Source organism: Paenibacillus sp. LS-5 (assembly GCF_056121505.1).
Genome location: NZ_JBWAVA010000011.1, coordinates 1 through 21,398, shown reverse-complemented (window position 1 = coordinate 21,398; position 21,398 = coordinate 1). Strand labels below are relative to the sequence as shown.

Sequence of the window (21,398 nt, the reverse complement as noted above, 5' to 3'; positions counted from 1 at the left end):
CAAATCACTAGCAAAAAGATCTTTATTTTTATAAATATGTAACTATATGTATCTTTGTATACACGCTTAAAAACACAAAAAAAAGACCAGGGAATGCTCCCCGGCCGGATCGTTAGAACGTTATTGTACAGATACAAACGTGTTGAATTTCAAATATTTGTAGTGGAACCGCATATGAGAGAATTCGAAGGGAGTCCCATTGTCCAGGAAGAAAATCCCCTCCATAATCCCTACAGGCTCATTCTCCTGCAGATGGAGCAATTCTTGATCATTAGCACCCGAAGGCTCAGCAAAAATAGACAAAAACGACTTGGTCACCGCCAGATTCCGCGACTCCTCCAGATAATGAAAGATCGATCCTTCGATAATCGTCTGGTCCAGGTTCTGGACAATCTTGATCGGAATAAAGCCCGTCTCAATCATGAACGGCTCGTCATCGAATAAGCGAAGGCGCACGATTTTGTATACAAAATCATGGGGCTGCAAGAATAGATCCCGCTGCAGCTCTTCCGTAGGCCGGATCACCTCGAAATCCAGCACTTTCACCTTAGGCTTTTTGCCATGCATCTGAAAGTTGTCGGTGACCCCCAGATTCGAGCCCTCGTAATTAAAGATCGATTCATTTTTTATGTATAACGGATTGATAAAGGTGCCTGAACCCCGTTTTTTGAAAATAATACCCGAGTTCTCCATCTTCATCAGTGCACGTTTGATGGAACTTCGGCTTACCTGGTAGGTTTCGCTAAGACTGCGCTCATCCGGTAGTCTCATATCGGCAAACTTTCCCGCAAAAATCTTCATTTTGAGATCATCAATAATTTGCTTATAGACAAATTGGGTCATGGGGTACTCCTTCTTCAGAACTGTAAAGAGCTAAATTAACAATAATAAATATAACATAATTAAGTGAGGGATCATACAGAGTAATGTGGACAGGGGCGGGCTCGTGGACTGACATGAAAAAACTCCCCTCACAGTAACAGGGTTTATTATTTCACCTGTCTACCGTATGGGGAGCATATCGCGTTTAGGAACACGGTCTTAATATTGTAATAATCACTTAGCTCCCTGTGACAGAGGAAGTTATCACTATTATCGAGCTAGATACATTTGCGTATTAGGCTTTACTGTGAAGGGTAATTAGGTAACCATCTGGGTCGGCAAATGTAAAGGTTCGCCCGAATGGCCCATCTATTGGTGCGGATGTAATCTTTACGCCTGCTGCAATAAGCTTGTCGTGGATTTCTTGCGTATCAGGGGCATGAAGCCACAGAGCAACACCAAGTCCAGGCTGAGTCCCTGAACCGAGTTCTATTCCTGGCATTAGGTCACGAAGAGCAAATGCAATAGGCTTTGTTTCAAAGACCACAGCATGAGGTGGTCCCGCCTGTGAGCGGACCAGTCCGAGATAGTTTTGATAGAATTCCGCAGAGCCTTCAAGATCGCTCACTTGAAGTGAAATGAAGTCGGGTCCAATTACTGACATATAATGTTCTCCTTTGTATATGGGGTTGTTTATGGTTATTAGCATAAATGGTAATACTGACATGAGCCGAAAACACCACACGGCATAACCATAACGCAGTATTCGTATCTTGAGTCCTGTAATAACCTCACTTTCATTTTGTATATCTTGATAATACATCCCGTTACTGACAACAGTATGTCAGTAGCGTTCTTTCATTTTTTCGATTTCTTCTTTTAAATCTTGGCTCCATCTGCTGCCAAGTCAATTTTGACTCTGCGAAAGTCAAGTTATTAAGGCGTAATCATGCGGAGTAGACAAAAAAAAGACACCCCGAAAGGTGTCCTCTCCCCCTTAACTACTCAAGCTTGAAGTAAAAGAAAGAGTTGGCATAGTCGTCAGTGTTATTGAGTTGAAGGGTTAGATAGTTCGTCAACCCCTTGGTTACAGGTACGATTACCAGTCCTTCAGCACTGTAGCTGTAGCTTTGACCCGACTCAAGCTTTTTGAAATTAGTTGCGTCTTGGAGAGCTTCCCTTAAGGAACCAGTGAACCCATAATCCGTTACACCGATAATACTGTTGCCGTCTGAAGTTTTAGAACCCCAGAGGTTAGGCATAAGAGCAACATCAACATATGTACTTTCGTGTTTACCATATGAGATAAGCTTACCGTTCTTCAGAACAATCTTAACCTTAGCCAACTTATAATCAATTAGAGCGTTTGCTTCCGGCTCCCTGAAACCAAGCGCTGCAATTTCACTTCTTGAAATTGACTTTACGGAGCTTACGGAGACCGTATAGTTGCCGGTGTATGCAAAACCATCATAACTATAAGGGTCGTCATATGAAACAGATTTGCCAATTGAAATTGCAGAACCAAAGGTTTTACCATTGCTGGTTGAAGCCGTCGTAGTGGATTGACTTGGTGCAGTTGTAGGAGCCGGTGTGTTTGCAGGAGCCTGGGTAACAGGTTGTTGTGGAGTCGATGCCATACTAGCATCATTGTAAGGAATCCCGCTATTATCTGAACCATCAATAGAAATAGTTAGTGAGGATGCATCAAAATCAATTTCTGCTCCAAGCGCTTCAGAAACAGATCTTAGAGGAACATATGTAGAACCGTTATATACCAAAGCGGACAAGTTATTACCCGATTGATCCTTCGGAGTCCACTTAGCACCGTTAAGAAGAAACTTAATATCGTGGTTCAATTTAGCCTTGATCGTCTCAACACCAGTTCCTGCGAATACTCCTACTGAGCCAAACAGTAGACTTGAAACTACGATCGATGAAATAAAGACCGATTTTCTCATTTGAATCAACTTCATTCTTATAAACCCCCCAGTATTTATTAGTGCGCGAAAGTAAGAGACACCAATTTTGGCATCTTTTACTACATAGTACCGCAATTTATTATAAACTTCGCTAATAATTCTGTCTATTATGTTGTTTCTTGTAAAAAAAGATCGAAGATTGTAACGCCTGTGCGCTATACATGAAAAAGACACCCCTGGAGGTGTCTTTCGTTTTACTCTTTATCACTGGGTCAGGATAGTAACTTATCTACTCCAACTTCATGTAATACAAGTTCGTAGTACTATCCTTTGTAATCGTATGTGCACCTGCCGTAAGAGAGACAGTGGCAATGCCGTTCGTGATGGGATAACTTGTTCCATCCACCTTGATAGCGGTTCCGTCTGCTGTGTTGAATACTAAAGTTAAGGTTGAGGCTTTGCTGGCGGTGAACCCAATGCTGGTTGAACTCTCGATTTTCAAACACTGGGTTAGGGTCAGGCCATTATATACCACAGTCCCCTTGGTGGTTGAGAGATTACCTTGAATATTGAAGAAGCTGCTAGTTGTTCCATTGGTGGTAAAGTTATGGACATACGCTCCTGCTGTAGGCGTTGGAGTCGCTGTTGGTGCTGGAGTTACCGTTGGTGCTGGAGTTGCTGTTGCTGTCGACGTTGGTGCTGGTGTTGCCGTTGGCGCTGGAGTTGCTGTTGGTGCTGGAGTCGGGGTCGTTGGGTTGGAGTTCCCCCCTACAGATACTAGCCCCGTTGTATAGCTGCGAATGGCGGACATTAGCGCTGTATTCAGTGAATACGATACGTCATCCACCGAATCATTAAATTCCCAGGTGAAGTCTCCACCATTCAGGCGTCCGGCTTCTGCCGTAACGATCTGTTCAATAGCGCTCGCGCTATCGATGTCAGAGGCACTTACCCCTGTATCTACGCTCGTATCGAAGTTGTTATAAGCTGTTCCGCCTACTAAGGCTTTATATGAGCTTGGAACGGTTTCATTTCTCGACGATACTACATAGGCATCAAAAGAGGTTGCATTGGCCGGAGCTGTTCCAGCATTGGAGTTGGCATAAATAAGACTTCCCACTTCAATAATGCTATTGTTGTAGGCTTTGATCATCCCTCCGTTCTCACCTGAGAACGTACCTTCCTCACCGATAGCATCCGTTCCTTGTAAGGAGCTTAACATTGGGTTTTTGACATGTCTAAAAAGATTCGATTCTACAAAAGCTGAAGCTCCTGTTGTAACCCCAACACCATATTTCGACACTCCGTCATAGAAGTTATTATAGACATGAACAGAGGCCACTCTTATACGCGGATGACGGGAGTCTGAATGATCGAACCAGTTATGGTGGAAGGACACAAAGAACTCAGCCGATTCGCTCAAACCGAATAGAGCTGCTTTGCCGGAATCCCAGTAGTGGTTGTAGGAAATAGTAATATACGTTGATCCCTTTTTAAGGTCTGTGGAACCGTCACCTTTGGCTTGGTCCGCGTCGCTCCCTGCAGATCCATAGAAAATATCATTATTATGCACCCACACGTTCGCATTGCCCGTATCCATTGAAATGCCATCATCCGGGAACAACATCACTCCGATGTTCCTTACTTCCACATTACCTACATATCTGAGCAGCATTCCCCACCCATACGCATACGCATCGTCTCCGATACCTTCAATCGTTATATTCATTTCCGAATAATTGCTTTTACCTTTGACTTCAAGGTATCCAGTGCTGTTAAGTTGTCCACTCAGATCAGCAGCTGTAACCTTCCCAATAATGCGGATGGCAAGCGGCGTTGTATCATAGCCTTTTTGTCTGAGTGCCAGAATTCCGCCAAGACCCACACCTGTCTGCACAGCGCCGGAGCTGTTGATTTTAACATCGAGCGTTACCGTTTGCGCATTCTTAGAAGTGATATACAGCACTTGTGCACCAGTCTTCAGCGTACCGTTCTCATTATAAGCACCTGAACCCGATCCATATTCTGAGTTTGCCGAAAAAGCGAATCCTGACCGGTCAAATGACGCTACAGACAGCGTATTAGAAACCGCACTTAACGCCTCTCCTCCTGGCAGCGTGGCTTCAACCTTCATGACATAAGCTCCCGCAGCAAGCCCCACAGCATCCGCTCTCCAGTAGGGAGCGTATTTGCGGATCAATTCATTATTGATTTTTTGAAACCCGGAATCTGCCGCACTTGCTGGTTTAACATATACATTGTACCCGGTAGCATTACTTACAGGGGTCCACTCCACATACGCAGCTTCATTCCAGCCTCCACTGCCAGTGATCGTAAGTCCAGCAGCATGTACGACCGAATTTGACCATCCGCCCGCTATTAAAGATAGTACAAGCGAAAACAACATCATTATGCTGGCTACCTTTGCAGCTCTTTTCTTCATTCTTTTGCCTCCTGATCGAATAGTTTACAGAAAAATATGAAATCGCTTGCAAGTTCTCGCGAAGCTTCTTCATCTCCTCCTTCTCTAAGCTACCTGTCTCTTATTCCGGCAATCCAAACCATTGATCTTACTTTTAATACATATTTTGGAACTATAACGCCCTGAGCATACCAATCGCTACAGCGGTTCCGATACAATCATTTACTCATATCAGCGCTCATCCTGCGGTATTCTGAGTTAATGATTATTAGGCAGGGGGATGATAGGTTGGAATCTGCCAACAAAAAAGACACCCCGAGAGGTGTCTTTCAGCTCTACTATGCAGGCCGAGGTGCATTCGCCCATCTTAAGTTTATCTAGTATGGTTTTCCTTACCCAAGGTTAAAACTTCATCCAGAAAAATTGAGAGACTGCAAGAATAAGCCCAATGACATTCACAATAATAAAAAACCACTTTTTGGCTCTGCGACTTGTGGACTCTCCCTCTACAAACAAAGTCCACACCAAAATCCCGTTTAACACGACCATAATAATTAGAGCCAACCACCAATTAGCCGCCATATGATCCGTCCTCTCCTGTCGTGGAATTATCCCTTCAAAATTACCTGAACTGCAATAAATGAATCGTCGTTCTCAAAAAAAACCTTCGTTCATCGCTAATTCTAAGCTCCCTTGTATAGTCTGGTGTCTTGGAACTTGAACAAGGGTTGACCAATCAAAACTTCTGAAGCCACTTGTTAAGATAACTATCGTGAAATTGATTTTCTTAACTTATCTGGTATTGGGATATGCCTTATGGACTCCAACGGATGGTACAGCAGCATCCATGGACCTGAAAAACGCATAACTTCCTTGATTTTTTTGCGGTAAACCGGTTTATAACAATGAATAGAACACTTTGCACAAGCCGTTTTCTCTTCACCGAATTTGCAGTGGGATAGTCTTTTCATAGCATATTCATTTAAGTTCTGACATTCATCACAGAGTCCCTTTACATGATGTTTTCTCTTACAATATATAGTAATCATTGTAGAAACAGTTACTTTTTCTTTGCGGATTTTAGGGCCATCGTTCAATTGCTGCTCTGCTCCTGTCCTCATATAATGAAGCCTCCTTGAATTTTAGTTGGGCTGCTCGGGATTTGGCAACTATACATAGTGAGTGGAACAGTGTCTCTATATGATCCTATTTTAGCAGAATGATTTCACTATGGGCGTAACTCTTAAATCATGCTACTGACAAGCTTTTTAACCACCACGTATAGTATAAAACAGCGTTGAAATGAAAAAGACACCCTTAGTCACAGTTCATTTGTCAGGGTTGTCTTTTTACGGCTGCAGGCGGCATCTTTGGATTTTGTCATGTTGGGATGACTCATCCGGCTGACCGCCCCAAATTGGATTCGTGTATCTCAGATCATGCTTTTTCTCATATATCATAGGAGCCGAACCGGGAATAAGCAAACTCACAATTCACGGCCTTTCGATAAGCGTTAGTTCAATGAATCTAAGAGATCCTTAATCTGTGAATTAAAGGATAATGTAGCTAGAAAAAACATTCAATATTTTGTTTTTTATTCTTAAATATGGGGTTATAGACTAACTGAAACTATCTTATAATGTAATTGAGATTGGATATTATACCCATTTGTGAACGCGCGTTTACAAATGGCAGTTAGTCACTTTAATAGGAGGAATGGTTATGCAATATGGTTATTTTGATGAAAAGAACAAAGAATATCTCATTACAAAACCGAACACCCCTGCACCTTGGGCGAACTACCTCGGATCGCCGGAATACGGCGCCATCATTTCTGGCAACGCAGGAGGCTATAGCTTTGTAAAATCTGGAGCAAACGGGCGGCATATAAGGTACCACTTCAATTCCAAGGACGAACCGGGGCGCTACATTTACGTGAGAGATCTGGAGAACGGAGATTATTGGTCCGGCTCCTGGCAGCCGGTTGGCAAGGATCTGGAGCAGTACAAATCTGTGTGCCATCATGGAACCGGATACACGAACATCGTCTCGGATTATGACAACATTCATACAGAATCATTATATTACGTGCCGCTAAACAGATCCTACGAAGTATGGCGCATGAAGGTCCGCAATGATGGCTCCAAGGCCCGGAAGCTGGCATTCTTCGGATTTGTCGAATTCACCAACGATAACAATTACGAACAGGATACTGTGAACCTTCAATACACTTTGTTCATTTCACGGACCTATTACAACAACAATAAGATTCTGCAAGTGATCAACGAAAACACAACCGAGGAGCAAAGCTGGAGATTTTTCGGCGCTGCAGGTGCGGAGGTAACCGCCTACGATGGCGACCGGGATACATTTCTCGGCGATTACCGCAGTTACGGCAATCCGGCCTCCGTGGAAAAGGGCCAATGTTCCAATTCGCTGAACTATAACACCAATGCCTGCGGTGCCCTGCAGATCAACGTGGATTTGCAGCCAGGAGAAGAGAAGGAAATTGCATTTTTACTGGGACAGTATGATGAGCGAGGTGCGTCCGAAATTCTCAACCGCTATAAGGATCTGTCCGTTATCGACAAGGAACTTGAAGAATTGAAGACATTCTGGCACGGCAAGCTTAACCGTTTTCAGGTCCAGACGCCAAGCGACAATCTGAACAACATGATCAACACTTGGAATGCATATCAATGCTTCATCACCTTCATCTGGTCACGTGCGGCCTCCTTCCAATACTCCGGTCTGCGTAACGGACTCGGCTATCGGGATACTGTGCAAGATATTCAAGGCATCATTCATCTGGACCATGAGATGGCACTTGAGCGTCTGCGGCTGATGATCTCGGCTCAGGTCTCCAACGGTGGCGGTCTGCCGCTCGTAAAATTCAACCATAACCCCGGACATGAGGGCACACCCGACGATCCGGAATACGTGCGTGAGACCGGTCATCCCCATTATCGTGCCGATGACGCCTTATGGCTGTTCCCGACCACCATCAAGTATTTAAATGAAAGCGGTAACTGGGACTTCACGGATGAAGTGATTCCCTATTCAGACCAAGGCGAAGCCACGGTTTACGAGCATCTGCGCCAGGCCCTTCAATTTAGCCTTGACCGTATGGGTGCGCACGGTATGCCGGTCGGGCTTCATGCGGACTGGAACGATTGTCTGCGTCTTGGAGCCAAGGGTGAATCACTGTTCGTCGCCTTCCAGCTGTATATGGCCTTCAAAGTGTTCATTGAAATCGCACAAAATAAGAGCAAGCCTGACGACGTAGTGTGGGCACAGTGCCTGCTCGATGAGCTCGATGAAAACATTCAGAAGCATGCTTGGGAGAACAATCAGTTCGTCCGCGGGTTCACCGAAGACAACTATACCATTGGGTCCTGGGAGAACGATGAGGCAAAAATTTGGCTGAATCCGCAAAGCTGGTCCGTACTAAGCGGTGCCGCCCGCCCGGATCAGGCGAAGCTCTCCATGGACAAAGTGTACGAGAATCTGCGTACCGATTATGGCACCATGCTATTCTATCCGCCATTCCGGAAATATGGTTTGCCCGTAGCACTGATGGCCCTTTTCAACCCGTCAACCAAAGAAAATGCCGGCATCTTTAGCCAGCCGCAGGGATGGCTCATCCTGGCGGAAACGATGATCGGCAACGGTGAACGTGCGTTCGAGTATTTCTTGAACTGCAGCCCGGCTAGCATGAACGATAAAGCCGAAATCCGCAAACTTGAGCCTTACGTACATGGTCAGTTCGTTGAGTCTAAAGATAGCCCCTATCAAGGCCGGGCACATGTCCACTGGCTCACCGGAACTGCCTCGACCGTGATGGTCTCTCTAGTGGAGGGCATCATGGGAGTACAACCGCAGATCGATGGCCTTCGGATCAATCCGTGCGTGCCCTCCAACTGGACAGACTTCTCCATGGTGCGGGAATTCCGCGGATTGAAGCTGAACATTCAGGTGGAGAACAAGAACAGCGTACAAAAAGGAGTTACCCATATCGTCATTAACGGTGAGGAAATTCAAGGTGACCTAATTCCTCTCACCAAAATGCAGGCAGAAAACACCGTACGGGTTATCATGGGGTAGCAAATTACTGAAACGCAGTTAGTGTACTATCTAGTTTTTAGTTACTTATGGCTTGGTCATAAGGGGATGTAAAAGACACCTGAGGGTGTCTTTTACTTTACTCCATATGAAGCTAAGGATGGGACGTGAAGAGCCATATTCTTCTCTCTCCACAACCGCAGGACGGGAGGTGTGAAATATCGGGTATTAACTTCTAAACCAGAATTAGATCAGTTTGGTCACTGACTTTATGAGTTCGTTTTTTACCATGATTTTTGCAATGTTGAGCTATAACCTCATGATCAGAATCACTGATCATTAAGCACCTTGTTCGTCCACTCTTTCATAGTGTAACTTGCTGGTTTAAGCACACATCGAGAATCCACGGCCATGGACCGTAGCCCGCTTCTACGTTGATGTGACCCATTTTAGGCAACATAACGCAAGGGACCCCTAAATCTAAATATTGAGAAACATCTTCTACCGAACAATAAGGGTCTGTTGAGGATAAAACAAACAGGGCCTTTTCCGCCACCGTTGCAATCTCAGCCAAGTTTTCCGGTACAGGGAAAAACGTTATCACAGGCTCATATTTCAAAAATGGCGAAGGCGGTGCTACCAGAATCGCTCGCTGAATTTTTCGTTTCGGATGTGAAGTCGCATAGTGAAACCACATAATGCACGCTAAACTGTGAGCTACAACGATTACTTCTTCCTCCTGCGGAATTTCTTCAAGAACAGAAGATAAATAGTCAAGCCAAACATCCTTATCTGGCTGATCCTTGTCTGGAAAATCAGGAAAATAGACCTGTTCACCTTGCTTCACCAGCTCTTGCTGTAACCATCTTTGCCAATGATCGGATCCACTGCCGCCGACTCCATACAAAAGAAGAAAACTTCTACTCATGACAACCATACCTCCACAATAGTTGAAATAATTCATATTTTACATGAGTAGATGCTCATGACATGTACACATGTGACCTCTCCCCCAACTTAACTTTAATCCAGTCAGTGAACTAATAAATAAAGTATCCATAATTGAACAAGAAACGGCTACCGAGAACGGGATTGAGATCTGCACAATTCTCATCGCCGAAGGGAATTGTAATTATCACTGTTTACGTGGCGGCCAAAGCCTCCCGTCTTCGTATAAGCTCAGTGAAACCCACTGTATCTATTAACAGTAAGCCTCAAAAACCATATCATAGTAAGCTTAATAACCGCCACGTATGGTCCAAAACAAACGATAAAACGAAAAAAGACACCCCTAAAGGTGTCTTCACTGATACTCCATATGGAGCCGAGGGGAGTCGACCCCCTGTCCGAAGATAACGGCACATAAGCTTCTACGAGTGTAGTCACAGTTTTGATGTCACCCGAGAGACTTCTAAAATAATTTATAGAATCATTTAATTTCAATCTGTGATTTTTTCCTCCTTTTCACATTAATACCCTTATCGATATATTCCAGAGCCTGCTGAAGATCATTACTTGCTCGTAGAGCATGTATAGAAACTTCTTGTACCCTATCGAGAGTTAATAACTTCAATTTAACCAAAAGTTCCTGAGCAAATTGACTGGAAGAATTTAAATTGTTAAATTGCTTGTGTTTCTTGATTGTGTGGAATAACACTTCCTCTCTTGAAGCAGCAGATATGAATTTACAGAGTGCGATTTTTTCACTCTCTACATTTTTATCCTCTAGGTACGATAAGCAACCAACTAATGAACTGTCTTTTCTTCTCACTCTTCTACCCCGCACTTCGCTGGACCAAAGTGACCAAAAGAGGGTTGCATGATTGCTTAGAGAAGAGATATTTTCCGCAGAATAATCTGCTACTTTACCTAGTGCAAGTGCAGATTCTTTTGTTTTAATATGCAATAGTATGAGAGTTAGTCCGTAATCCCATTCACCACTTAATTGTTCAGACGAAATAATCTTAAAACATACAGCTAAAATGGGTTCAACACATCTCGGATCTCTTTTAAAGAATAGGTATCTCGTAGCATGAATGACATTGAGGTTATCTAATACTTTTATAACTTCAGTGTAGACAATATCATCATCTTGAGATTGAAGAATTTTTTGAATTGGTAGCCTAAACCCATCTTTAATGTTGTCATTATCCATTTGCAACAACGTCGATAATACTCTTTTGGTAATACTAAGGCTTATATCGTGTGATGCCAGAAGACATTCACCACTTAATATAATTGAATCGGGATCATTTGTATTTAATAACTCTTCAATAATAAACTCAACACTTTGTTTCGGAGCAATTCCTGCATATAATGCAATTACTTCTCTCCATTGAGGATCTTTTCTTTTCGAGAATAAAAATAGCCTATCATACTCATCAAAATCTCCTTGATTTAGAGATAGGGCTGCTAAGTATTCTTGAAAAGTTAAATGTGAAAATCCATAAATACCAGGGCGTCTCTCTACAACAATACCACTTCTATCACGAATATTGTCTAATAAAGCTATTGCATCACAAGTGTCACCGACTTCATGAAGTGAATCTGTGAATGATAATTGAATTGTTAATTCGTCTTCATTATTTACTTCCAACTTTTCTTTAACTTCCGCAACACTATTTACTTGCATTTGAATCGCTAGTCTTCTCAAAATCAACAATTTTCGCTCTAAGCTTAAAGATCCAACGATAGAAGAATTAAGCCCCCGTTTGTTATCCCAGTGGAAGAGTAGGCCCTCCACGCATCTTTGATACAGTAGAACTCTTCTATTTGGAAGATCTCCACCCTCATATCGTTGAACTAGGCATAAAGTCGACAACAATAATGGATTAGCTGCAAGCTTTCTTATATATGGATTTCTAACAGCTTTTTCAACAATTGCATTAGCGTACACCTGACTGGATTGTTCTGCTTCTTCAATTGTTGCACCTGAAGATATTTCAACAGCCGTACTCCATTTTTTTACATATTCTTCAATTTGTTTCTCATTAAATTCGCACAAATTACCTTCTGCAAAACCTAGACTTTTAAAAAATTCTGATTTATAACTAACAGGCCTAGATGATACCACATATTTAGATCGTGGATATAACTGAATAAACGCATCAATCCAATTTAAAACGTCATCTATTCTATCGTTTATTACTTCGTCTAATCCATCAATAAGTAACATAGCTTTACCAGACTCAAACTGGCGTGCAAAAAAACCAGGTAATGCATTTGCAAACATTTTACCTTCAGCTAATTGTAGAAGATCATCGACTATTGGTAAATTATCTAAATCGAGTTCTCTAGCTTTAACAAGGATTGGTATAATAACTTTATCTGCATTTGCCTCACCAGCTGCTCCCAATAATAAATGTTGTAACAATGTTGTCTTACCGCTTCCTGGTAAACCTATTATAGCTGTTCGTAAGTTATTCTTAACAAATGTTTCGGCGGTCTCTAATTCCTTATCCTGACTTGTATTTTCTACATGAACTTGTCTTCTTGCTTCTGCAAGAGAGATAATTTTTTCTTGTGCACTTATCTTGATTTTCTTATCCGCTTTGATTTTCACTACATATGGATGAACAAATATTGATGTCAAGTCGAGGAATAGGTTGGATGCAGCTCTTAGTGTTGAAGCATCAATCTTAGACAATCTTCTTAAAATATAAGATCTGTAAGTGTGTTCAAATCTATCATCTTTTGATCCTTCTCCACCTGGACCTACTATACTCAATATCTTTTCTTGATTTTCAAACAATTTATCGAAAGCCTCAAAGTTTTTTCTCCAAGATTCTTTCTCCCATTCTTGAAATCTTGGACCCAAATCACAGAGTGTTTCAGCGGCAATACCAAGTGCCATTAAATAGGGCCACTCTAAATTTTCTTCGACGATACTTTGTGGAATTGGATATTTCTCATTTATAATTTCAACTAGCTTTTCTTTATTCAGTGAGGCATTTGCCAAAGTATGTGCACTGATTTCAACAGCTTTAATTGCATAGTCTAACTCCGTAAGTATTAGCTTAACTCTATCTTCAGAGATTGACTCATTTCGAAAATAACTTTCTAGTGCCTGAGACGGTGTCTCTGAGCACCGTTCAATCGTTCGCTCAACATTCCGTTTTTCAAGGAAACCGCTTATTTTATTCTTGAGTGAATCTTTGAAGATATCATTTAAAAGTGAGTCAAAGAAACCTATAATCACACTAAACATTGGACAGCTCCCAGCATATATTTTTTAGACAAAAGTCCCACACACTTAAATCATCACCCATTTAAATCCAATACAAAATCGGCCGACAATCGCAACAAAACCTTCAATATTTTGAAATGAGATATACCAATATTCTCATACCATAAATTTACTGTCAAAGCATTTGGTAGGCAAAATCGTAGCAACCTTTTGAACTTATCCTTAACCATGTAATATGGCGAAAGCCCTCATTGATCTACAACGCCTTAAGATCACACTCAATCTGCCCTAAAACATTAGCAGCTTCATTTACTTCATTCCACAACAGCTTTCTTTTCTCTTCAATCTGTTTTGAAATATGCAGCAACTGAGTATACCCACCATTTAGCTCTTGCTCCAGCTTCTTCGCTTTAATCTGTACATCTCTTTCTACATTATCCAAATCAACTCTCGGAATACCTTTGGATGGATCGAATTTGAATCTTCTCTCCACGCCCCTACGCCAATCAAGTAGCTTATTTGTATATGAAGGCCCAAAACCTGGTATCCGTCTAATACTAATTGCAACCACATCATCAGCAGTCTCGACCCCGAATGACTCTAATGTAGCCTTTCGGCTAGGGCCAATACCTTCAATCTTGGCATCCTCTATTCGATAACGCTGAAGGTAAATGCTTAATTGACGTTCATATTGTTTATCCTTAAGAAGCTTAATCCGTTCTGCCTTGTACTGATTTAGACTGGAATATTCTTGTTTGTACTTGCTAAGCTCATTCATTTTCCTTGTAAATGCAGTATTACTGGTTTCGTTAATCCAACGATTCTTTAGTGTTTCATATTTCTTTTGTGCTTCTGCTTTTTGTGTATTTAAGCTCTGATGCATTTTTAAGCTTGGCTTCCCAGGCAATTGCGAGATTATAACAATAGTAGCCACTAATATAAGAAACCATGCACTTGGGAATAGATAAAGCATTAGCAATCCTAAGCCAGCTACTCCAAATGAGAATGGAAGTTTGTTCTTTTTCTTTTGTTCTAAAACATTTTGGGAAGGCTTAAGTGACAGTGATAGACTATGTGGATTGGGTAATATTGGTGCTGTTCCTGGAACTGGGACTGAATTAATGCGAACCCAAATCTCGTCTAGTTTAAAGAAACTATTGAATTGAGCACTCACTCCTACAACAGTGAAGAGTATCAATCCCATCTGCTCTAGCTGACACCAAGGGCACGCGGAAAGACCGTTGAAGTATACATGTCCATTTTTATGAGGGCACTTCTTCAACTGGTTAGAATAGTTTTTAAGTGCATTTGCCCATTCAAGTGCTGAAGGTCTTTTCCCGTTGCGTGAGCTCTGTTCATCAAAAGCTCTTTCAAAAAGAGCACTTATCTCAGTAGAAAGCATAGTTAATGGAAGCGATCCTGGAGGCTGCTTCATCATTTTTGAGAAAGCTAAGCTGCTATACGCAAAACGATTTTCGGATATAGCTTTTTCAATAGGCATGTCCCCTGCACCTAAATACTGCCCAGCGAAAGGATGTCTGCCCATAAATAACAGCAAAAAAATAAAAATGGCTAAGCCGAAATTATCATGATTCTCAGTTCTCGTTAAATTACGAAAGGATTTAACTTGATGTAACTCTGGAGGCTGATACATAGGTATTCCAACATCACAAGAGTATATCGTATTTCCCGCTTTTATCTGATAACCGTCACAGTCAAGCAATGTCACGATTCCTTGCTCCGTCACATAAAAGTTACCGTGATTAACATCCCCAATGATATGGCCTGCTTGATGTACCGCCGCAAAAGCTTTTGCCAGATTCATCGCTGTGTGTACTAGAAAGGCATAGGAAGCAGAAGGAAATTCATTATTTCTCGCCTTTGGGCTGTATAGATCATGAATCTTCTTGCCTGAAAGCTTCGGCATCATAAACCCAATAATCTCATCACTTTTAGAAGATTTGAGAATATCTACGGGCCAAGTTGTAAATGCAAGCAGATTATCTGACTGAATCTGAACCATAGCTCTTAGCTTAGCCTGCTTACCATTGTCTAAAGAATTGTGATACAGCTTGGCAACATAATTGCTGTTGTTCCCCAGCCTATAGACGCTGCCTTCGCCTCCTTTTCCCAATTCTTCACCAATAGTGATGTTCTGATTCTTGCCATTAATTGCGTTCGTTATCATTTTCATTATTTACACTGCTGTATTCGCTAATCGTGTTGCTAGAAGCAACGTTTTATCATCATCTGTTCGTTCGTTAACTTTATCTGAATTCAGAAAAGCTGCTAGAGAAGTCGTATACCTTTCTGTTGATGATTCATCTTGGTTCCTAAGAATTTTAAAAAATGTTTGGAGAAACGGACTGTGTACAGTTCGAGATTCATAATGCAGCACCAAACGTTGTATACCATCTGTAAACATTGCAATTTCTGTACATGCTTTTCCTTGGCGTGGACTAAACATCAACTTTTGTATAGCATTATTTTCAGTTATGAAATATGTAGTATTCTCGTACTCACCCTGTTGAGGCCAGAACTCCCAGTTATACGTATCTGGTTCCTCAGGAGAATTCATCACTATAGCCCCATCCCCAATTTGTGCAAAAATCGCTATCTCATCTGTAAGAACAGCAGACAAAAAAGTACAAGCGAAATCCCTCTTGGATAATTGCATCGCCTCAGCTCTAATAGCTATTTCTGATTGAACTCGGATTATCCAATCTTCATAGAATTCTCTGCCAAGATCTCTTATTTCATTTCCGGTTTCAAGATACGCTCGTATTTCATCTACAAATAATGAACACACAAGAGATGAACCAATTTCAGATACTTTGGCGCTCCCAGCCCCATCAGATATGACTGCAACAAGAATTTCCTTGCCCTGTTTATCTTCTAATATTGTACATACTGATGAATCCTGACAGTTTGTATTAGCAGCTTCATGAGAAGTCCCCTTCACTGAAGTAAAACCATAACGCCATTTCTCCAAACACATCAGACACTGCCCCACCCTTCTGGACTCTCCAACTTCACTTGATCATCAACAGCAGAACTTGATACGGAACTTAAAGAATTAGACAACCAAGAGAATAGCTCTTTAAACCTAAGCCCTTTTAACTTGAGTGGAGTTCGAGTTGTAATCTGCTTAAGAATATCCATGTCTGCACCTTCAACACCGACAGAAAAAAATGAGAATGCCTTTGTCTCTTCCCCTTTTTTTACTAAAGAGGCTGCTCGCTGCCAACTATCTGTTGGCGCTCCATCAGTAATTAAAAAAATCCATGGACGATAATAGCTTACGCCATTCTGTTTATATATATCTTTCCTCTGATTTAAAAGGTCCAACGCCTGCTCTATTGCTTCACCAAGAGGGGTATCACCAGTGCATTCCAGATCATCAGGATAAAAATTATCTACTGTCATAAAATCGGTATGAACTTCAACTGGTCCAAACTTTACTATAGCCAGTTCAACTCTTTTCATCGCCATAGAGTCGGATAGCAATTCTTCTTTAAACAGCTTGAGCCCATCATTCATCTCTTTTATTGGTCTGCCTTGCATAGAATACGACGTATCTAATATTAATATGCAAGGACATCTAGGCTCTGGATTTTCAGCAAACTCAACCGCAAAAGGAATCTGTTCAAAATTGAAATCCGACATTTCCCCAACCACCTTATGTAGAATATATGTAAATTTTACTATATCTATTTTCTATCTTTTGTGACATTTTTCCTGCAATATAAACAAAAAAAGCACCTTGTAGGTGCTTTAAGCAAGAATACTATCATGTTAATATTCATATCACTTGTGGAGATTAAAAACATACGGTATATAGTAAATTGCCTGAATATAAGTGCTAAGCAATAATGTTCAATTATTAGAATTATGCAAAAATACTATTAATGGTTCTCTATTAAATCTTAAATTCGTTTCTCTAAATGCTATCAATCCTAAACTATCATTTCTAAAAACAACTTCCCCAACACAACTAATTTGAATTTCCCTACCTGAAAGCAATATTTCATTTAGAGCAATCAATCGTCTATCAGCGTTTACTGCAGAGTTTTCAAAAAACACTTGTTCTAAATATACAAAAAGGGTTCTTCTTCTATTCCTATCACTCAATAATAAAATGGATCGGTTTTCATAATTTTGTAATTCAATTAATTCGCCTATAATACCTTCAGTTTGTCCAACATCATCATTCGTCAAGTCTAATAATGAAGTTCTTCTACGAACAGACGGGTTTCTTTCACGTTCAAGTAGTACTTCACCACTTCCAGATGTAGTTCCACTGTTCACAGTAACTTCATCATAATCGTCTTCATTTGAGCTATTATCTACTCTGTTATTTCTACGTTGTCTTGCTGATTCTCTTTGACGAGCTAGTCTCATTTGACGTTCTTCATCAGTTTCATTATATGCATCATGAAGTCCACGAAGTATATTGGCCACATGTTCGTCTCTTAAAATCGAACTGGTAGTTCCAGTGATTCTTCTTGAACGTCCATTTAAGTTAGTAGCGGCAAAATGTCTACAACTTTCGATATGATTTTCGCCAATTCGTTTCTTTAAATATTCGCTAATCCTACCTCTAGCAATATATTGCAAGGGACAATTACAATTAACGGAGCTACAAAATAAATTTTCTTTTAATACTTCATAATTTTCTCTAATTGAGATATCTTCCAAATTTATAATCTCTTCAATACCCTCATATCTAAATATAGCATTTAGGATTGACATAATTCTCTCCCCCTTCAAATAGAATGGTATTATTATATGAAAATCTTACCATATTCAACATCTGCAATTTGTGACATTTTTCCTACTTTTATAACAAAATTATACTTTTTATAGCACTGGAGATTGGGTTATTCATTCCAGCGTAGGTTAAGGCTATTTAGCAATACTGCCAGGAACGGACACATGGTAATCCATGAATTTTTGGAAAAAGGGAACTCAGCCAAACCGATGACCGTGAAGTGTTTCAGAGGAAGATGGCCCATGCCAAGCGCTTAACCGACCTTTTACGCTATCCTTGCCCATAAGTTTAACCGTTTTTCCTGAAAGCGTGAGATCTCGTGATATACAAAGCGCTTTTGGCCTAATTAGGCGTGAAAGTTATTTCTGTAACAGAGCAGACTTAGGCAGACTCTCTCCACAGTACAAGCTGCTAGAAGGAATACTGGAGGTAATGTTTGAGTTCTTTAATACCAATTTTGCCGTAGAGGGTCGGAAGGGAATGTCGCAAAATGCCAAGCAGGGCTTTAACAATGGCGGCACACCACCGTATGGCTATTGGACAGAACATTTAGCTATCAGTAATCAAAAGACTAAAGCAGTGTGGGTGCATGTTCCGCATGAAGAAATAGACATTATCTTCCGCTGGATATTTAAACGTTTATAGGTCTACTGGATCAGGAAGTACCCAATGTTCAACTGCTTAATACTATCGCCAGCAAGTTCATCTCCCAGTTGACCATTAAAAGAGATAAAAACTCTATCTCACCCTGCGTTCAGCTTATGGAAACCAAACTGTATTTGAAAAGACTCTCGTATCCGATTGTTTATAAATCCGTTTAGTATGCTTTATTACAATACTCTCCCTCTGCATTTTGATATAGTTGGGTTAATAACTTATCAGCGGGGGAGAACCTATGGATGAAGTCGTTCAGGTCATATATTCGCCAAGCGAAATATACAAGGTAGAAATCATTAAGCGTAACCGAGACGGTCTATTTACCTTCCTAATTCATAAGTGGATTGAGCATGATCCTGATATAAAAGAAATCTTGAATGAAGAGGGATTCTGGGGCCCCCTTTTCAATCAGAAATCCTTATCAGATACTGTTGAACAGGCTATTCAAATCGCTGTAGAGAATCTGCAGATTGTATCGAATGAAGATATCATTCTCACCGCAGAGAAGGATGTACGCATGCATTCAACACTCAGAGAGCCTTGGCACCTACTAGAGGATCAATTTAAAGGAATACTGGAGAAGGAGTTGGAAAGCGAACTGAATGCAATGCATCATTTGTATCAAAAAGATCTAACCGCATTTGCTCGAAGTTATGCGTCCGATGATGTATTGTTCCATGAAATCAGCACAGGTCAATATTACCTTGTGCATCTGACTTGGAATCAGAACATGAACGAGAGATTCCCGCAATTCAGTGTCTTTTCCTCGTTTGATGATTTTATTCAATACTGCGAAGCTACCTTTCAGTTCATTGAAGATTGATTAAAACTTAAAGGGTGATCACCTCTATGAATAGAGAACAAAACAAAAAGACACCCCTAAAGGTGTCTTCACTGATACTCCATATGGAGCCGAGGGGAGTCGAACCCCTGTCCGAAGATAACGGCACATAAGTTTCTACGAGTGTAGTCACGGATTTGATGTCACCCGAGTATCGCCCCGTAACCGGCTATACGTTGGGTCAGCCTGATTATCTTCTTCTGCTGACCCCAGGCGGAGACCAGACAGCGTATCCCACTACTTGTTAGCCCCTATCCCTGTCACATGGGCGATGCAGGGTAGAAGCACGCACACAGGTTATTAAGCTGCGAAAGCGTAGTTGTTTTGTTGTTTGCCGTTTAATAGGCTTTAGCGTTGATGAAGCGGACGCGTCCCCACTACTCGCTGCTCATGCTCGAACTACCCCCGTCGAATCCAAGAACGGCCCCTCATTAGAAAGGGCGCTTCGGATCAAGCGGATCTTCTAGCAAGAGAGATCCAGGCAGCCTCTGTCTAAGAGGACTGTCACGAAGCAAAAATCTTACTTACACAGTATAGCACATTTATCAACACTTTAACACGTGGGTTAAAGGAATTGAAGGGTAGATCTGGAACTCCAGGAAGCGCAGCACATCGGCTTATCTGGCGATCTTTTGTTTCTCACGCAGCGCACGCGCGATATCGCGTTGAGCGTCTTTTTTGGCGGCGGTGTCGCGTTTGTCGTATTGCTTCTTCCCTTTACCCAGGCCGATCAATAGCTTCGCGTAACCATTGCGCACATACACCTTCAGCGGCACTATCGAGTAGCCATCCTGCTTGGACAAACCGAGCAACTTACTGATCTGCACCTTATGCATGAGCAGCTTGCGTGTGCGGGTCGGGTCTGTCGGGTTGTTGCGGTTCCCCTGTTCAAATGGGCTGATGTGCATGTTATGCACGTGAATCTCGCCGTTTCGAATGGTGGCAAAAGCATCGCCAATGTTAGCACGGCCATTACGCAGTGACTTGATTTCCGTACCGGTCAGTACCAAGCCAGCTTCATAAGTGTCCTCGATAAAATAATCATGGGAAGCTTTTTTGTTCTGGGCGAGCACTTTCCCGTCTGCTTTTTTACCCATGAAAGTCACTCCTTGAATCGAATTTCCCGTTTGCACGGAGTCAAACGTCAGATCTATATTGTATCAAAAGCAATTACGCTAACGCAAGGAAGGATGATCCTCTCCTGTACTGAACCACTGGAAATATCCATCCCTGCCAGCAAAAAGGCGCTGCTTCCTCACACGGAAAGCAGCGCCATATCGTACCCAGCTTACTCTTGCGGTTTTTTCTTCTTCTTGCGGCGGCCGCTGCCTTCAGGACTTCCGCCCTTGTCGCTCTGCTCCACGTTGCCCGGAGTCACGGAAGGGCTGATGAAGACCCCGCCCTTCTTCTTCTTGCGGCGGCTCTTGCCTTCGCCGCCGCTGCTGCGGCCTCCGGCCGCTGGCCCGCTGCCGAGGTCCTCACGGCTGCGGAACCGCGTGCTGGCGTCCACACCGCGCAGCTCGCTGCCCTGCTCTGCTCCGCCAGCTGGGGCGCCGTAGCCGCCCTTGCCGGAGCCGAAGCCGAAGCTGATGCCGCGTCCCCCGGTACCGCCTCCGGCCTCTCCACCGCGGCCTCGCCCGCCGCTGCGGTCCCGCTCACGCGGCGCGCTGGCCCCGCCAGCCTCGCCGCGGTTCAAGGCCGCGAACGCCCGGCGCGCG

Annotated in this window: 15 protein-coding genes, 1 other RNA gene and 1 pseudogene; 3 read left to right on the top strand and 14 right to left on the bottom strand. The window is 42.2% G+C overall.

Features of this window, described 5'->3' with window-relative positions:
• Positions 1-120: 120 nt before the first annotated feature.
• The 5 genes from AC0MA3_RS16570 to AC0MA3_RS16550 form a co-directional block, all read right to left on the bottom strand.
• Positions 121-843, bottom strand: a complete 723-nt coding sequence (locus AC0MA3_RS16570; protein ID WP_379163509.1) for a GntR family transcriptional regulator — start codon at positions 841-843, stop codon at positions 121-123.
• A gap of 274 nt (positions 844-1,117) precedes the next feature.
• Positions 1,118-1,486, bottom strand: a complete 369-nt coding sequence (locus AC0MA3_RS16565) for a VOC family protein (RefSeq protein ID WP_379163506.1) — start codon at positions 1,484-1,486, stop codon at positions 1,118-1,120.
• 337 nt (positions 1,487-1,823) lie between these two features.
• Complete coding sequence (locus tag AC0MA3_RS16560) at positions 1,824-2,795, bottom strand: stalk domain-containing protein (protein WP_474656983.1); 972 nt, start codon at positions 2,793-2,795, stop codon at positions 1,824-1,826.
• 235 nt (positions 2,796-3,030) lie between these two features.
• Positions 3,031-5,184 carry a pectate lyase family protein gene (locus AC0MA3_RS16555; protein ID WP_474656982.1) on the bottom strand — a complete coding sequence of 718 codons (2,154 nt, stop codon included), beginning with the start codon at positions 5,182-5,184 and terminating at the stop codon, positions 3,031-3,033.
• A gap of 746 nt (positions 5,185-5,930) precedes the next feature.
• Positions 5,931-6,284: a nitrous oxide-stimulated promoter family protein gene (locus tag AC0MA3_RS16550; protein WP_474656981.1), complete on the bottom strand. Its 354-nt coding sequence runs from the start codon at positions 6,282-6,284 to the stop codon at positions 5,931-5,933.
• A gap of 601 nt (positions 6,285-6,885) precedes the next feature.
• On the opposite strand from AC0MA3_RS16550, the gene AC0MA3_RS16545 reads away from it, so the two are divergent.
• On the top strand, positions 6,886-9,267 hold the full coding sequence (locus AC0MA3_RS16545) for a glycoside hydrolase family 94 protein (protein ID WP_474656980.1): 2,382 nt from the start codon (positions 6,886-6,888) through the stop codon (positions 9,265-9,267).
• 322 nt (positions 9,268-9,589) lie between these two features.
• On the opposite strand, the gene AC0MA3_RS16540 is transcribed toward AC0MA3_RS16545, so the two are convergent.
• From AC0MA3_RS16540 to AC0MA3_RS16515, 6 genes are all read right to left on the bottom strand, one after another.
• Positions 9,590-10,153, bottom strand: a complete 564-nt coding sequence (locus AC0MA3_RS16540; RefSeq protein ID WP_474656979.1) for an RBBP9/YdeN family alpha/beta hydrolase — start codon at positions 10,151-10,153, stop codon at positions 9,590-9,592.
• A 501-nt stretch (positions 10,154-10,654) separates the two neighbouring features.
• On the bottom strand, positions 10,655-13,432 hold the full coding sequence (locus AC0MA3_RS16535; RefSeq protein ID WP_474656978.1) for an NACHT domain-containing protein: 2,778 nt from the start codon (positions 13,430-13,432) through the stop codon (positions 10,655-10,657).
• 235 nt (positions 13,433-13,667) lie between these two features.
• On the bottom strand, positions 13,668-15,605 hold the full coding sequence (locus AC0MA3_RS16530; RefSeq protein WP_474656977.1) for a hypothetical protein: 1,938 nt from the start codon (positions 15,603-15,605) through the stop codon (positions 13,668-13,670).
• Positions 15,606-15,608: 3 nt separating this feature from the next.
• Positions 15,609-16,409 (bottom strand): PP2C family serine/threonine-protein phosphatase, encoded by an 801-nt coding sequence (locus tag AC0MA3_RS16525; RefSeq protein ID WP_474656976.1) that lies wholly within the window; start codon positions 16,407-16,409, stop codon positions 15,609-15,611.
• Positions 16,409-17,077, bottom strand: a complete 669-nt coding sequence (locus AC0MA3_RS16520) for a vWA domain-containing protein (protein ID WP_474656975.1) — start codon at positions 17,075-17,077, stop codon at positions 16,409-16,411. The genes AC0MA3_RS16525 and AC0MA3_RS16520 overlap by 1 nt, the downstream gene beginning before the upstream one ends.
• Before the next feature lie 210 nt (positions 17,078-17,287).
• On the bottom strand, positions 17,288-18,163 hold the full coding sequence (locus AC0MA3_RS16515) for a hypothetical protein (RefSeq protein WP_474656974.1): 876 nt from the start codon (positions 18,161-18,163) through the stop codon (positions 17,288-17,290).
• A gap of 451 nt (positions 18,164-18,614) precedes the next feature.
• On the opposite strand from AC0MA3_RS16515, the gene AC0MA3_RS16510 reads away from it, so the two are divergent.
• Positions 18,615-18,827: a hypothetical protein gene (locus AC0MA3_RS16510; protein WP_474656973.1), complete on the top strand. Its 213-nt coding sequence runs from the start codon at positions 18,615-18,617 to the stop codon at positions 18,825-18,827.
• A gap of 250 nt (positions 18,828-19,077) precedes the next feature.
• Positions 19,078-19,662, top strand: coding sequence for a hypothetical protein (locus AC0MA3_RS16505; RefSeq protein WP_474656972.1), 585 nt, complete (start codon positions 19,078-19,080; stop codon positions 19,660-19,662).
• 81 nt (positions 19,663-19,743) lie between these two features.
• On the opposite strand, the gene ssrA is transcribed toward AC0MA3_RS16505, so the two are convergent.
• From ssrA to AC0MA3_RS16490, 3 genes and pseudogenes are all read right to left on the bottom strand, one after another.
• Positions 19,744-20,108, bottom strand: a transfer-messenger RNA (tmRNA) gene (gene ssrA, locus AC0MA3_RS16500).
• Between the two features lie 189 nt (positions 20,109-20,297).
• Positions 20,298-20,777, bottom strand: coding sequence for an SsrA-binding protein SmpB (smpB, locus tag AC0MA3_RS16495; protein WP_074088737.1), 480 nt, complete (start codon positions 20,775-20,777; stop codon positions 20,298-20,300).
• A 191-nt stretch (positions 20,778-20,968) separates the two neighbouring features.
• A pseudogene (locus tag AC0MA3_RS16490) lies at positions 20,969-21,398 on the bottom strand (ribonuclease R); the annotation flags it as partial.

Excerpts from the sequence above, each read along its gene's own strand:
- AC0MA3_RS16570 (WP_379163509.1), bottom strand. The coding sequence starts at position 843 with ATGACCCAATTTGTCTATAAGCAAATTATTGATGATCTCAAAATGAAG.
- AC0MA3_RS16565 (WP_379163506.1), bottom strand. The coding sequence starts at position 1,486 with ATGTCAGTAATTGGACCCGACTTCATTTCACTTCAAGTGAGCGATCTT.
- AC0MA3_RS16560 (WP_474656983.1), bottom strand. The coding sequence starts at position 2,795 with ATGAAGTTGATTCAAATGAGAAAATCGGTCTTTATTTCATCGATCGTA.
- AC0MA3_RS16555 (WP_474656982.1), bottom strand. The coding sequence starts at position 5,184 with ATGAAGAAAAGAGCTGCAAAGGTAGCCAGCATAATGATGTTGTTTTCG.
- AC0MA3_RS16550 (WP_474656981.1), bottom strand. The coding sequence starts at position 6,284 with ATGAGGACAGGAGCAGAGCAGCAATTGAACGATGGCCCTAAAATCCGC.
- AC0MA3_RS16545 (WP_474656980.1), top strand. The coding sequence starts at position 6,886 with ATGCAATATGGTTATTTTGATGAAAAGAACAAAGAATATCTCATTACA.
- AC0MA3_RS16540 (WP_474656979.1), bottom strand. The coding sequence starts at position 10,153 with ATGAGTAGAAGTTTTCTTCTTTTGTATGGAGTCGGCGGCAGTGGATCC.
- AC0MA3_RS16535 (WP_474656978.1), bottom strand. The coding sequence starts at position 13,432 with ATGTTTAGTGTGATTATAGGTTTCTTTGACTCACTTTTAAATGATATC.
- AC0MA3_RS16530 (WP_474656977.1), bottom strand. The coding sequence starts at position 15,605 with ATGAAAATGATAACGAACGCAATTAATGGCAAGAATCAGAACATCACT.
- AC0MA3_RS16525 (WP_474656976.1), bottom strand. The coding sequence starts at position 16,409 with ATGTGTTTGGAGAAATGGCGTTATGGTTTTACTTCAGTGAAGGGGACT.
- AC0MA3_RS16520 (WP_474656975.1), bottom strand. The coding sequence starts at position 17,077 with ATGTCGGATTTCAATTTTGAACAGATTCCTTTTGCGGTTGAGTTTGCT.
- AC0MA3_RS16515 (WP_474656974.1), bottom strand. The coding sequence starts at position 18,163 with ATGTCAATCCTAAATGCTATATTTAGATATGAGGGTATTGAAGAGATT.
- AC0MA3_RS16510 (WP_474656973.1), top strand. The coding sequence starts at position 18,615 with ATGTTTGAGTTCTTTAATACCAATTTTGCCGTAGAGGGTCGGAAGGGA.
- AC0MA3_RS16505 (WP_474656972.1), top strand. The coding sequence starts at position 19,078 with ATGGATGAAGTCGTTCAGGTCATATATTCGCCAAGCGAAATATACAAG.
- smpB (WP_074088737.1), bottom strand. The coding sequence starts at position 20,777 with ATGGGTAAAAAAGCAGACGGGAAAGTGCTCGCCCAGAACAAAAAAGCT.